Below are 13,025 nucleotides of genomic sequence, written 5' to 3'. Positions count from 1 at the left end.
GCGGTTCACCGCGCCTGGTCCGATTGTAAGCACGCCCACCGACGGACGTGAGCCGATGTGGAGAACGTGCACCGGGCCTCCAGGCTGGTCATGTCGTCAGCGCGTCGCGAGGCGAGCCAGCAGGATCGCCTCGGAGGCGATCGCACGGTGCAGCACACCGAGGTGCTGCGACTCGTTCGGGCTGTGCGCACGGGTGTCCGGGTCCTCGACGCCGGTCACCAGGATCTGCGCCTCCGGGAACTCCGCGGCCAGGTCGGACACGAACGGGATCGAGCCACCGATGCCCTGCTCGACGGGGGCGGTCCCCCATCCCTCGGCCATCGCCGTCCGCGCTTCACGGACGGCCCAGCCGCTGGTGTCGACGAGGAACCCGTCGCCGGCGTCCGGCTCGCTGATCTCGAAGCGGGCGCCGAACGGGGTGTGCGCGGTGATGTGCCGCTCGACGGCGGCGTACGCGTCCGTTGCCGACTGGCCGGGCGCGACCCGGACCGAGACCCGTGCGGACACGGTCGGCAGCAGCGTGTTCGAGGCGTTCGCGACACTCGGGACGTCCATCCCCGTGACGGTGATCGAGGGCTGAAACCACATCCGGGAGAGCACGTCCCCCGTGCCGACGGGCGTCGCGCCGGGCACCAGGGCGGCGTCGGCGGCGAGCTCGGCCTCGGTGCGGGCGGGGACCGGCGCGTCGTACGCGGTGAGGCCCTCGACCGCGACCGAGCCGGCGTCGTCGTGCAGCGAGGCGAGGAGCCGCACCATCGGGAGCATCGCGTCCGGGGCCGCTCCCCCGAACATGCCGCTGTGGCTGGCGTGCTCGAGCGTCGTGAGGGTCAGCTTGAACGTGACGTTGCCGCGCAGGGAGACCGTGATCGCCGGGACCTCGGTCGACCAGTTGTCACTGTCGGCGACCACGATCACGTCGGCGGCGAGGTGCTCCTTCTGCTCGCGGAGGAACGTCCGGAACGAGCGGGAGCCGAACTCCTCCTCGCCCTCCACGAAGAGGACGATGCCGAGGTCGAGGTCGTCGCCGAACTGCGCGTGCAGCGCCCGGAGCGAGGCGATGTGGGTCATCACGCCGGCCTTGTCGTCCGAGGCGCCGCGGCCGTACAGGCGGTCACCGCGGAGCGTCGGCTCGAACGGCGGGGTCTCCCAGAGCGCGTCGTCGCCCTGCGGCTGGACGTCGTGGTGGGCGTAGAGCATCACGGTCGGCTTGCCGTTGCGGGCCGGGCGGACGGCGAGGATCGCGGGCTGGCCGAGCTCGACGCCGTCGTGCTGCGCGCCGTCGGCGTCCGCTGCACCGGCGGGCGTGTCGCCCGTCACCGCGCTGCGGACGATCCGGACGTCCTCGAACACGCCGGTGTCGCGCGCGAGCTCCGCGACGGCCTCCGCGCTCCGCCGCACGTTCGTCGCGTCGAACGCCGACCACGACACCGACGGGATCCGCACCAGCGCGGAGAGATCGGCGATCGTCCGGGGCAGGTCGCCCTGCACCTGTTCGCGGAGGGCGTCGAGGAGCCGGGGGTCGGTCGCGGGTGCGGACTGTGCGGTGTCGGTCATGCCCGGTAATCTAGAGGACACCGGCACCGGGGCGCTCCTCGGTGCACCGCTCACCGACAGCAGGAATCACCGTGGCGAAGGCAGCACCGAAGACCAACACGACAGTCAACCCCTCGGAAGAGGAACTGCTCGAACACGGTAAGGGTCGTCCGACGCCGTCGCGCCGTGAGCGCGAGGCAGCCAACCGCCGCCCGCTCGTCGGCAACTCCCCCGTCGACAAGAAGGCCGCCCGCGCACGTCTCACCAACGAGCGTGAGAAGGCCCGGGTCGGCATGGCCAACGGCGAGGAGCGCTACCTCCCCGCGAAGGACAAGGGCGAGCAGCGCAAGTTCGTCCGCGACTACATCGACGCCCGCTGGAACGTGGGCGAGGTGATGATGCCGGTCCTGGTCGTCTTCCTGATCGTCGGGTTCGTGGCGTCCCAGACCGCGGCTGCCTCGTACGCGCTGCTGCTCGTGTGGGCGTTCGTGGCGCTGTTCATCCTCGACTGCGTGGTGCTCTGGGTCGTGCTCCGCAAGAAGCTCACCGCGAAGTTCGGCGTGTTCCAGAAGGGCACGTTCTTGTACATCCTGACCCGGGCGTGGCAGCTGCGGTTCCTGCGCCTGCCGAAGCCCCAGGTCAAGCGCGGGCAGTACCCCGCCTGACTTCCTGCTCTGCGCGAAGCGCCGTCGGCCCCTGGCCGGCGGCGCTTCGTCGTGCGGGGGGCGGGTGGCGGGCCGGCGGCCGCGCGCGGCGGCGCCCGCATCCGCGCGTGGCGCCCCCATGTCCCCGAGACGCCGCCGCTTTCGGCGGCGTCTCGGGGACATGGCGGTGTCTCGGGGGCATGGCGGCGCCACCCCGGGCACACACCGGACGGGAGGCTCGGTGCCGCCCCGTCACCAGCCTCCAGGCCGGCGACGGGTCACGCCGGTGCCGCGACTCGCCGCGCAACAGCCGTCGAGGTTCCGCGTCTCGCCCGTCCGGCTGGGTGAGATGCAGTAATTACGGCATCTCGACGGACGCGGTCGGACGCCCGCGTCGCGCGCGCCCGCGGCGCGCCCGCGGCGCGCCCGCGGCGCGCCCGCGCGTCAGCGCGCGGCGCGCCGCAAGCGGCGGCGGCGCAGCCGGTTGATGCGGGTGGCCCAGGTGGGCCCCTCGTAGAGGAACGCGGTGTACCCCTGCACCAGGGTCGCGCCGGCGTCGATGCGGGCCTGGACGTCGGCCTCGGAGGTGACGCCCCCGACCGCGATCACGCAGAAGTCCGACGGCACGGCAGCCCGCACACGCCGGAGCACGTCGAGCGAGCGACCGGCCAGCGGCGCACCGGAGAGCCCGCCGGCGCCCATCTCCGCGACCGCGTCGGCCGGGGTCACGAGCCCGGAGCGGTCGATCGTGGTGTTGTTCGCGATGACCCCGGCGAGACCGAGGTCCACCGCCAGCCCGGCGATCGCGTCGATCTGCTCGTCGGTGAGGTCCGGCGCGATCTTCACGAGCACGGGGACGCGGCCAGCGCCGCCCTTCACGGCGGACAGCAGCGGGCGGAGCTGGTCGAGCTCCTGCAGGCCGCGGAGGCCGGGGGTGTTCGGCGAGCTGACGTTCACCGCGAGGTAGTCCGCGAACGGCGCGAGCAGCCGGGTCGACTCGAGGTAGTCCTCGACCGCGTCGGCGACGTCGACCACGCGGCTCTTGCCGATGTTCACGCCGATGACCGGGCGGCCGGGGTTCCGCCGAGCGCGTTCGAGCCGGCGGGCGGCGGCCGCGGCACCGCGGTTGTTGAAGCCCATCCGGTTGATCAGCGCCCGGTCGGGGATGAGCCGGAAGAGCCGGGGCTTCGGGTTGCCGGGCTGCGGCTTCGCGGTGATCGTGCCGACCTCGACGTGCCCGAAGCCGAGCAGCCCGAGTCCGGCGATGCCGCGGGCGTCCTTGTCGAACCCGGCGGCGAGCCCGAAGCGGGAGGGGAAGTGGATGCCCATCGTGGTGACGCCGTCGGCCGCGGCCGGGCGGGAGTACCGCTCGACGACGCCGGACAGGAACGGCACGTGCGGCAGCCACCGGATGACGGCGAACGCGACGTGGTGAGCGCGCTCCGGGTCCATGTTCGCGAAGACGGACCGGAAGACGACGGCGTACCCGCCGCGGACGAGTCGTTCGGCGATGCCGCTCACGCGGACGCCCCGGACGCCGGGCCGGCGCCGTGGTGGTCGATCCGCAGCTGCCCGATGGCGGACTCGAAGTCCTCGAGCGAGTCGAAGGCCTGGTAGACGCTGGCGTAGCGCAGGTACGCGACCTCGTCGAGCTCGCGCAGCGGGTCCAGGATCGCCAGCCCGATGTCGTTCGCCTCGATCTGGCTGGCCCCGGAGGACCGCACGATCTCCTCGACCCGCTGTGCGAGCACCGCGAGGTCGGAGTCCGTCACCGGACGTCCCTGGCAGGCCTTCCGCACGCCGGAGATGATCTTCTCCCGCGAGAACGGTTCGAGCACCCCGTTGCGCTTGACGACGTTGAGCGACGCCGTCTCGGTGGTCGAGAAACGCCGTCCGCAGTTCGGGCACTGGCGGCGTCGACGGATGGAGGTGCCGTCGTCGCTCGTGCGGGAGTCGACGACGCGGGAGTCCGGGTGGCGGCAGAAGGGGCAGAACATGTCGCCCCCAGGCTATCGGGTCACGCGCTCCGTCACGGCGGCCCCGTGTGCGGGGAGCTGTTCCTCGGTCGCGAGCGCGACGATGTGCGGGGCGACCTCGGCCAGTGCCGTCGCCGTGTAGCGGATCACCTGCTGCGGGCGCAGGAACGTCGACGCGGAGAGCCCGGAGCCGAAGCGCGCCTGACCGCCGGTCGGCAGGACGTGGTTCGAGCCGGCCAGGTAGTCGCCGAGGCTCACCGGGGTGCTCGGCCCGACGAACACGGCTCCCGCGGCGGCGATGTCCGCGAGCACCGCGTCGTCGTCCGCGGTCTGGATCTCGAGGTGCTCCGGCCCGTACGCGTTGCTGACGGTCGCCGCGTCGGCGAGCGAGTCGACGAGGACGACGGCGGACTGCGGTCCGTCCAGGGCGGCCTGGAGGCGCACGGCAGTCCCGAGCACGGCCGTCTGTCCTGGGATCGCGGCTTCCACCGCATCGGCGAACGTCGCCGACGTCGTCACCAGCACACTGCCGGCCTGCTCGTCGTGCTCGGCCTGGCTGATGAGGTCGGCGGCGACGAACGCGGGGTCGGCGGTGTCGTCGGCGATCACGAGGATCTCCGTCGCACCGGCCTCGGCATCGATGCCGACCACCCCGCGCACGAGCCGCTTCGCCGCGGCGACGTAGTTGTTCCCCGGTCCAGTGACCAGGTCGACGGGCTCCAGCCCGATCGACGGCACCCCGTACGCCAGCGCACCGATCGCCCCGGCACCGCCCATCGCGTAGACCTCGTCGATGCCGAGGAGTCCCGCGGCCGCCAGGATCGTCGGGTGCACCGCACCGCCGTGGTCGCGCTGCGGCGGGGACACCAGTGCGATCGACCCGACGCCGGCGACCTGCGCGGGGACGACGTTCATCACGACGCTCGACGGGTACACGGCCTTGCCGCCGGGGACGTAGAGCCCGACCCGGCGCATCGGCTGCCAGCGCTGGTGGACCTCGGCGCCGTCGCCCAGCGTCGTCACCGACGCCGGCGGGACCTGGGCGGCGCTCGCGGCACGGACCCGGCGGATCGCTTCGTCCAGGGCATCGCGGAGCTCGGGCGTCAGGCCGGCGACGGCCGCGGCGATCTCCGCTGCCGGGACCCGGACGTTCGCGGGCGCTCCCCCGTCGAACCGTTCGGCCTGCTCCTGCAGCGCTTCGGCCCCGCGAGCGCGGACGTCCTCGACGAGTACCCGGGCGGCGTCGACCGCGTGCGAGACGTCCCCGGCGGCACGCGGCATGAGTCGGAGGAGTTCGGCGCGGGCCGGGAGCCCACCGCGGAGGTCGATTCGCTGCATCATGAGGCGTCCAGCGTACCGAGGGCGGCGGCGACCGCCCGTCACGTGGCGCCGCGGTCGTCGCGTAGCGTGCAGGCATGACGGCGCGCGAGGTCGAGGTGGACGGCGACGTCGTCCGTCGCCCCCGGAAGCCCTGGACCCCGACCGTGCACGCCCTGCTCCGGCATCTCCACGACGCGGGGCTCCCGGTCCCGGAACCGCTCGCCGTCGACGAGCACCACGAGTTCGTCCGGCTCGTCCCGGGCGACGGCGGCGACGCGGCCTGGCCGCACCAGACGACGACCGCGGCGGTCGCGTCGGCCGGGGCGCTCCTCCGGCGGGTGCACGATGCGACCCGGCGTTGGACGCCGCCGGCGTGGGCGGAGTGGGCCGTCCCGGCCGAGGGCGGCTCGGTCGTATGCCACGGTGACCCGCAGCCGCGGAACACGGCGTGGCGCGACGGCCGCGCGGTCGGGCTGTTCGACTGGGACGTCGCGCGTCCGGCCGAACCGATCAGCGACGTCGCCTACGCCCTGGAGTGGTTCGCGCCGTTCGACGACGACGTGCAGCAGCTCCGCCAGCGCGGGCTCGGACCCGAGGTGGACCGCCGGGCACGCATCGACGCCTTCCTCGATGGCTACCGGTGGGACGGCCCGATCGAGGTCGTCGACGCGGTCCTCGCACGCCAGCAGCGCGCGATCGACGAGGTCGTGTGGCTCGGGCGTGCGGGCCACGAGCCGCAGGCCTCGTGGGTGGCCGCGGGATGGCCGGACCGGTGGTCGGCGAAGCTCCTCGTCACCGAGCGACTCCGAGCGAGTGCAGCAGGCCCGTCACGTCGCTGAGGAGCGCGTGATCAGGCGAAGACGCCTGCAATGCGGCGAGACGCCGCCGGATCCGGCGGCGTCTCGCCGCTTCGGCGGCGTCTCGTGGGTTCGGGGCCGCCATCGGGTGAGCCAGCACCGGACGGGAGGCTCGTGCCGGGCCCGCACCGGGCCTCCTGTCCGTCAGACCAGCGCGTCGACCACCGGACGGTGCGTCGCGACGCTCGTCGCGTCCCACGCGCCGTGCAGGTGCAGGGTGGCGATCCGGAACGTCAACGCGCGGACGAGCAGCTGCCGCCAGTCGGCGGTGCCGTCCCCGAGCGCACCGAGCGCCGTGACCGGGACGCCGTGCCAGCACACGGCGTCGACCGCGGCGACGGCCGTACCGAACCCGGCGGGACGCCAGTACGGCGGCCAGTCGATGACGGTGGGCGGCTGCCCGTCGGCGAACAGCACGTTGCCGAGCAGGTCGCCGTGGACGAGCTGTGCGGGTGCGCCGACGGGGCGGAACGCCGTGGCGAGCCGGTCGAGGGTCGGGTCCTGCGGGAGCTCGGCCTCTCCCCAGGCCATCCGGTCGGCCCGGCTCCAGCCGTCGTCGTCGTCCTCGTCGTCGAGGAAGGCCGGACGGTCGAGGTGGGCGATCGCCCGGTGGAAGGCGGTGCCGGCGCGGATGACGTCGGCGACCCGGGTCTCGTCGGCGTGGCCGGGCAGCCACTGCCAGGCCTCCCAGGAGCCGGAGCGCCAGCTGCCGTCGATGGTCGTGAGGGGCCGGGGCGTCCGGAACGCCGACGTGTGTTCCAGTGACGCGAGGACCTCGGCACGCCAGTCGGTCACCACGGCGCCGTCGTGCGGCCGCAGCACCACGTCCCCGGCGAGCCAGGTGCGTCCGCGGCCGCCGGACAGCCGCGCGAGCGGCAGCCCGGCGACGCCGAACGCCGCCAGTGTGGCGGCGTCCGGGCCGTCGGGGTCGGTCATCTCCGGAGGCGGTCGCTACACCAGGCAGCGCGGGCCGAGCAGGCTCTTCAGCTCGCCGAACAGGTCGGGCGTCAGGTTCACCGGGAACGGCAGCTCGAACGTGCGGGCCACGTCGTCCTTGAGCAGCCGGAGCCGCACCTCGGTGTCCCCCGTGTGCCGGCCGAGCACCGCGGCCAGCTCGGTCACGGTCTCGGTGGTGGCCTGCCGTTCCGGCACCGAGAGCGTGAGCGGACCGGAGCCCATCACGTCGCCGAGTGCCGGCTGGAACATGCTCACCGCGTGCAGCGCCTTGCCGTCGTCGCGGACGTTGACCCGGCCGCGGAGCACCACGATCGAGTCCGCCACGAGCGACGGCCCGAACTCCTGGTACGTCTTGCCGAGGAACATCACGCCGATCTCGCCGCCGAAGTCCTCGATCTGGACGATGCCGTACGGGTTGCCCGACGTCTTCGCGACACGGTGCTGCACGCTCGTCAGCAGGCCGGCGACCGTGACGGTCTCGCCCTCGACCGAGTCGTCGGCACCGATGAGGTCGGCGATGGTGATCGACTGGTGCTTCGCGAGTTCGATCTCGAGCCCGGCGAGCGGGTGGTCGGAGACGTAGAGCCCGAGCATGTCGCGCTCGAACGCCAGCTTGTCGCGCTTGGACCACTCCGGACGCTCCGGCACCTGCGAGACGACCGCCAGCGACGGCTGTTCCTCGGCGACCTCGGCGAACAGGGAGTCGAAGTCGAAGCCGACGTTGCCGTGGACCTCGTCGCGCTTGACCTTCACCGCGGCTTCGACCGCGCCCTCGTGGATCTCCACGAGCGCACGCCGGCTGTCACCGAACTCGTCGAAGGCGCCCGCCTTGATGAGCGACTCCACGGTCCGCTTGTTGGCGGAGGAGATCGGGATCTTCCGGAGGAAGTCGTGGAAGGACTCGAACGCGCCCTTCTCGGTGCGGGCCTTGACGATGTCGTCGACGACGTTGAAGCCGACGTTCCGGATGGCGCCCATGCCGAAGCGGATGTCGTCCCCGACGGCGGCGAAGAAGCCGATCGACTCGTTGACGTCCGGCGGCATCACCTTGATGCCCATCCGGCGGCACTCGTTGAGGTACAGCGCGAGCTTGTCCCGGGCGTCACCGACGGAGGTCAGCAGCGCCGCCATGTACTCGGCCGGGTAGTGCGCCTTGAGGTACGCCGTCCAGAACGAGACCACGCCGTACGCGGCGGAGTGCGCCTTGTTGAACGCGTAGTCGGAGAACGGCAGCAGGATGTCCCACAGGGTCTTGATCGCAGCGGCCGAGTAGCCGTTGTCGAGCATGCCCTTCTCGAAGCCGGCGTACTGCTTGTCCAGCTCCGACTTCTTCTTCTTGCCCATCGCGCGACGGAGGATGTCCGCCTGACCGAGCGAGAACCCGGCCACCTTCTGCGCGATGGCCATGACCTGCTCCTGGTAGATGATCAGGCCGTAGGTCGTGCCGATGATGTCCTTGAGGGGCTCTTCGAGCTCCGGGTGGATCGGTGTGATCGCCTGCTCGCCGTTCTTGCGGAGCGCGTAGTTCGTGTGCGAGTTCGCACCCATGGGGCCCGGACGGTACAGGGCGATGAGCGCGGAGATGTCCTCGAAGTTGTCCGGCTTCATCAGGCGCAGCAGGCCGCGCATCGGGCCGCCGTCGAGCTGGAACACGCCGAGGGTGTCGCCGCGCTGCAGGAGCGCGTAGGCCTCGGGGTCCTCCAAGCCCATCGTCTCGAGGTCGAGCTCGATGCCGCGGTTGCTCTTGATGTTGTCGAGGGCGTCACTGATGATCGTGAGGTTGCGGAGCCCCAGGAAGTCCATCTTGATCAGGCCGAGCGACTCCGACGCGGGGTAGTCGAACTGCGTGACGATCTGGCCGTCCTGCTCCCGCTTCATGATCGGGATGATGTCGATCAGCGGGTCGCTGGACATGATCACGCCGGCGGCGTGCACGCCCCACTGCCGCTTCAGGCCCTCGAGTCCGAGGGCGGTGTCGAACACCGTCTTGGCCTCGGGGTCGGTCTCGACCACGGTGCGGACGTCGACGGCCTCCTTGAAGCGCGGGTGCTCCTTGTCGAAGATCCCGGTGAGCGGGATGTCCTTGCCCATCACGGGCGGCGGCATCGCCTTCGTGAGCTTCTCGCCCATGCCGAACGGGAAGCCGAGGACGCGCGAGGAGTCCTTGAGCGCCTGCTTCGCCTTGATCGTGCCGTACGTGACGATCTGCGCCACGCGCTCCGACCCGTACTTCTCGGTGACGTACTTGATCGCCTCACCGCGGCGCCGGTCGTCGAAGTCGACGTCGAAGTCGGGCATCGAGACGCGGTCCGGGTTGAGGAAGCGCTCGAAGATCAGGCCGTGCCGGATCGGGTCGAGGTCGGTGATGCGCATCGCGTACGCCACCATCGAGCCGGCACCGGAACCACGACCGGGGCCGACGCGGATGCCGTTGTCCTTGGACCAGTTGATGAAGTCGGCGACCACCAGGAAGTACCCCGGGAAGTTCATCTGGTTGATGATGCCGACCTCGTAGTCGGCGCGCTCCTGGACCTCTGCCGGGATGCCGCCCGGGTACCGGTACTCGAGCCCCTTCGCGACCTCTTTCTCGAACCAGGAGTGCTCGGTCTCGCCCTCGGGCACCGGGAACTTCGGCATGTAGTTCGCCGCGGTGTCGAACTCGACGTTGCACCGCTCGGCGATGAGCAGGGTGTTGTCGCACGCTTCGAGGTTGTCCCGGAAGACGTGGCGCATCTGCTGCGGGGTCTTCAGGTAGAACTCGTCGGCGTCGAACTTGAAGCGGTTCGGGTCGTTCAGCGTGGAGCCGGACTGCACGCAGAGCAGTGCGGCGTGCGACTTGGCGTCGTGGGAGTGCGTGTAGTGCAGGTCGTTGGTGCCGACGAGCGGCAGGCCGAGGTCCTTCGCGAGGCGGATCAGGTCCGTCATGATCCGGCGCTCGATCTCGAGGCCGTGGTCCATGATCTCGGCGAAGTAGTTCTCCTTGCCGAAGATGTCACGGAAGTCCGCCGCGGCCTTGATCGCCTCGTCGTACTGGCCGAGGCGCAGGCGCGTCTGGACCTCTCCCGAGGGGCAGCCCGTCGTCGCGATGATGCCGTCGTGGTACTCGCTGAGGAGCTCCCGGTCCATGCGGGGCTTGAAGTAGTAGCCCTCGAGCGAGGCCTTCGACGAGAGCCGGAACAGGTTGTGCATGCCCGCGGTGTTCTCGGCGAACATCGTCATGTGCGTGTACGACCCCGCACCGGAGACGTCGTCGCCGCCGCCGTCGCCCCAGCGCACACGGGTCTTGTCGGAACGGTGGGTCCCCGGCGTGATGTAGGCCTCTGTGCCGATGATCGGCTTGACGCCGCCGGCCTTGGCGGCCTTCCAGAACTCGAACGCGCCGAACATGTTGCCGTGGTCCGTCACCGCCACGGCCGGCATGCCCTGCGCGGCGGTCTCCGCCACGAGGTCGTTGAGCCTGGCCGCGCCGTCGAGCATCGAGTACTCGCTGTGCACGTGCAGGTGGACGAAGGAGTCGGAATCCGCCACGGAACCTCCGGTTCGTACGAGCTGCTGCGGGACTCGAACAGCCTAACCGCGACCGCGGACAGACACGCCGCGCCGCTCCCTCACCGCACCAGCGGCAACCAGATGTCGTCGACGATCTCCAGCACCCGGTCGTCCGGCACGCGCTTGAGCGTCATCACGAGGTCGTGCCGCATCAGGTCGGACGGCAGCGTGGTCAGGCCCTCCGGCCAGTCCCGGGCGGGGACCTCGCCCCGCGCGACGGCGCGCTCGAGGAAGACCCGGCCGACGCTCGACCGGTCGCCGAGCAGGCGTGCACGGAGGTCGGCCGGTGACAGTCCGGTGTCCGCGTTGATGCTCGACAGGTAGAGGCTGATCACGGTGATGAACCCGGACCGCGACTCGTTGAAGTCCCGGAGCGCCGCGAGCATGTCGCCCCGCAGGGTCCCGGTGTCCGGCACGGCTCGGCGCTCGAAGAGCCCGGCGTGCTGGAGCGCCGCCAGGACGAGGTCGACCTTCGTGGGCCAGCGGCGGTAGAGCACGGGCTTCGAGGTCTCCGCGCGGGCGGCGACCGCCTCGTAGGTCAGCGACGCGTACCCGTTCCGCTCGAGCTCCTGCCACGCGGCGTCGAGCAGTGCCGACTCGAGTTCCGCGCCGCGCCGCCTGGTCTTCGCAAGATCCACTTGCGTATCTTAACGCGCCGCAGTACGGTGACGCCAACAAGAAACGGGAGCGTATCTCCACCATGGACAAGAACCTGACCAGACTGGCCGTCGCGCTGATCGTCGGCGCGATGGCACCGCTGTTCGACTCGACGATCGTCAGCGTCGCGCTGCACACCCTGAGTCGCGACCTGCACACGAGCGTCGACACCATCCAGTGGGTGAGCACCGGCTACCTGCTGGCGATGGGGGTCACCGTCCCGATCGTCGGGTGGCTGCAGAACCGCATCGGCGGACGCCGGCTCTGGATGGCCGCACTGGTGGTGTTCCTCGTCGGCAGCGTCCTGTGCTCGCTCGCGTGGGACGCCACGAGCCTGATCGCGTTCCGGGTCGCGCAGGGCATCGGTGGCGGCGCGATGATGCCGCTCCTGACCACGCTGCTGATGCAGGCGGCAGGTGGACGGAACATCGGCAAGCTCATGTCGGTCGCCTCGCTGCCCACGGCACTCGGGCCGATCCTCGGGCCGGTGATCGGCGGACTGATCCTCGGCGCCGCCGACTGGCAGTGGCTGTTCTGGGTGAACGTGCCGTTCGCGGTCGCCGGACTCGTCCTGGCACGGCTGTTCATGCCCGCGGACGGTCCGGTCGGCACCGCCCGGCTCGACGTCGTCGGCCTGGTGCTGCTCTCCCCCGCCGTGGTCGGCGTCCTCTTCGGTCTGAGCAACGCCAGCCGGACGGACGGCTTCGCGCGGTTCGACGTCTGGGCTCCCCTCGGCGCCGGGGTCGTGCTCATGGTCGCGTTCGTGCTCTGGGCGACCCGACGGCGGAGCGCGGCGCTCGTCGACCTGGCGCTGCTCCGACACCGGCCCCTCGCCGCAGCCGCGACCCTGATGTTCCTGATGGGCGCCGCCCTCTACGGCGGCATGCTGCTCCTGCCCCTGTCCTTCCAGGAGCTCCGCGGCACGGACGCCCTCGGCGCCGGACTGCTGCTCATCCCGCAGGGCGTCGGCTCGCTGCTCAGCCGCTCGCTCGCCGGCCGTCTGACCGACCGGATCGGCGCACGGGTCGTCGCGGTCGTCGGGTTCGCGGTCGTCCTCGTCGCCACGATCCCCTTCGCCGTCGCGGACGGCGACACGAACCATTGGTGGATCGCGCTCGTGCTGGTCGTCCGCGGACTCGGCCTCGGTGCCGTGATGATCCCGATCATGTCGGTGGGCTTCGTCGGGCTCGACCGCCCGGACATGCCGCACGCGAGTACCATCACCCGGCTCGCTCAGCAACTCGGCGGGGCGTTCGGCACCGCGGTCCTCGCCGTGGTCCTCGCGAGCGCGGCCGCCGGCGGCGACGCGGCGGGGGCGTTCCAGCAGGCGTTCTGGTGGGCGATCGGCATCACCGGCTTCGCGACGGTGCTGGCGCTGCTGCTGCCCGGTCGTCAGGCGGCCGGCGGCGACACCGCACCGTCCGCGCCGACACCGGTGCGGCAGCCGACGGCCAGCGCGGTCAAGTGAGCCGGCGCCGGGGCGCGGTCGGGTGAGCCGGCGCCGGGGCGCGGGCAGCGTCGGCCGCCCGGCA

Annotated in this window: 10 protein-coding genes; 3 read left to right on the top strand and 7 right to left on the bottom strand. The window is 71.6% G+C overall.

The features are described from left to right. Positions 1-96 precede the first annotated feature (96 nt). The gene (locus ACIPJY_RS00750) at positions 97-1,554 is read right to left on the bottom strand and encodes a dipeptidase (protein WP_400460591.1); all 1,458 of its coding nucleotides are present in this window, start codon (positions 1,552-1,554) and stop codon (positions 97-99) included. A 71-nt stretch (positions 1,555-1,625) separates the two neighbouring features. Between ACIPJY_RS00750 and ACIPJY_RS00745 the strand changes: the two genes are divergently transcribed. Beyond that, positions 1,626-2,198, top strand: coding sequence for a DUF3043 domain-containing protein (locus ACIPJY_RS00745; RefSeq protein ID WP_400460593.1), 573 nt, complete (start codon positions 1,626-1,628; stop codon positions 2,196-2,198). A gap of 423 nt (positions 2,199-2,621) precedes the next feature. Here the strand turns inward: ACIPJY_RS00745 and ACIPJY_RS00740 are convergent, their stop codons facing one another. The 3 genes from ACIPJY_RS00740 to hisD are packed head-to-tail and all read right to left on the bottom strand — an operon-like array spanning position 2,622 to position 5,494. After that, positions 2,622-3,698, bottom strand: a complete 1,077-nt coding sequence (locus ACIPJY_RS00740; RefSeq protein WP_400460595.1) for a quinone-dependent dihydroorotate dehydrogenase — start codon at positions 3,696-3,698, stop codon at positions 2,622-2,624. After that, complete coding sequence (nrdR, locus tag ACIPJY_RS00735; RefSeq protein WP_400460597.1) at positions 3,695-4,174, bottom strand: transcriptional regulator NrdR; 480 nt, start codon at positions 4,172-4,174, stop codon at positions 3,695-3,697. Before nrdR ends, ACIPJY_RS00740 begins: the two co-directional genes overlap by 4 nt. Positions 4,175-4,186: 12 nt before the next feature. Further along, entirely contained in the window at positions 4,187-5,494 is a 1,308-nt protein-coding gene (hisD, locus tag ACIPJY_RS00730; RefSeq protein ID WP_400460599.1) for a histidinol dehydrogenase, read from the bottom strand. Positions 5,495-5,568: 74 nt separating this feature from the next. Here hisD and ACIPJY_RS00725 point away from each other — a divergent pair, with 74 nt between their 5' ends. Further along, a complete protein-coding gene (locus ACIPJY_RS00725; RefSeq protein WP_400460600.1) occupies positions 5,569-6,312 on the top strand; it encodes a phosphotransferase enzyme family protein in 744 nt (247 codons plus the stop codon). Between the two features lie 162 nt (positions 6,313-6,474). Here ACIPJY_RS00725 and ACIPJY_RS00720 read toward each other — a convergent pair whose 3' ends face one another. From ACIPJY_RS00720 to ACIPJY_RS00710, 3 genes are all read right to left on the bottom strand, one after another. Then, entirely contained in the window at positions 6,475-7,266 is a 792-nt protein-coding gene (locus tag ACIPJY_RS00720) for a hypothetical protein (protein ID WP_400460601.1), read from the bottom strand. 15 nt (positions 7,267-7,281) lie between these two features. After that, positions 7,282-10,764 (bottom strand): DNA polymerase III subunit alpha, encoded by a 3,483-nt coding sequence (gene dnaE / locus ACIPJY_RS00715; RefSeq protein ID WP_400460899.1) that lies wholly within the window; start codon positions 10,762-10,764, stop codon positions 7,282-7,284. Positions 10,765-10,895: 131 nt separating this feature from the next. After that, positions 10,896-11,474, bottom strand: a complete 579-nt coding sequence (locus tag ACIPJY_RS00710; RefSeq protein WP_400460603.1) for a TetR/AcrR family transcriptional regulator — start codon at positions 11,472-11,474, stop codon at positions 10,896-10,898. Between the two features lie 62 nt (positions 11,475-11,536). On the opposite strand from ACIPJY_RS00710, the gene ACIPJY_RS00705 reads away from it, so the two are divergent. Then, positions 11,537-12,961: an MDR family MFS transporter gene (locus tag ACIPJY_RS00705; protein ID WP_400460604.1), complete on the top strand. Its 1,425-nt coding sequence runs from the start codon at positions 11,537-11,539 to the stop codon at positions 12,959-12,961. Positions 12,962-13,025: the final 64 nt, after the last annotated feature.

The sequence above is a fragment of the Curtobacterium sp. NPDC090223 genome (assembly GCF_044746585.1).
In the GTDB taxonomy this organism is placed as follows: domain Bacteria; phylum Actinomycetota; class Actinomycetes; order Actinomycetales; family Microbacteriaceae; genus Curtobacterium.
This window is presented reverse-complemented; position numbering and strand designations above follow the sequence as displayed.

Excerpts from the sequence above, each read along its gene's own strand:
- ACIPJY_RS00705 (WP_400460604.1), top strand. The coding sequence starts at position 11,537 with ATGGACAAGAACCTGACCAGACTGGCCGTCGCGCTGATCGTCGGCGCG.
- dnaE (WP_400460899.1), bottom strand. The coding sequence starts at position 10,764 with ATGCTCGACGGCGCGGCCAGGCTCAACGACCTCGTGGCGGAGACCGCC.
- hisD (WP_400460599.1), bottom strand. The coding sequence starts at position 5,494 with ATGATGCAGCGAATCGACCTCCGCGGTGGGCTCCCGGCCCGCGCCGAA.
- nrdR (WP_400460597.1), bottom strand. The coding sequence starts at position 4,174 with ATGTTCTGCCCCTTCTGCCGCCACCCGGACTCCCGCGTCGTCGACTCC.
- ACIPJY_RS00720 (WP_400460601.1), bottom strand. The coding sequence starts at position 7,266 with ATGACCGACCCCGACGGCCCGGACGCCGCCACACTGGCGGCGTTCGGC.
- ACIPJY_RS00725 (WP_400460600.1), top strand. The coding sequence starts at position 5,569 with ATGACGGCGCGCGAGGTCGAGGTGGACGGCGACGTCGTCCGTCGCCCC.
- ACIPJY_RS00750 (WP_400460591.1), bottom strand. The coding sequence starts at position 1,554 with ATGACCGACACCGCACAGTCCGCACCCGCGACCGACCCCCGGCTCCTC.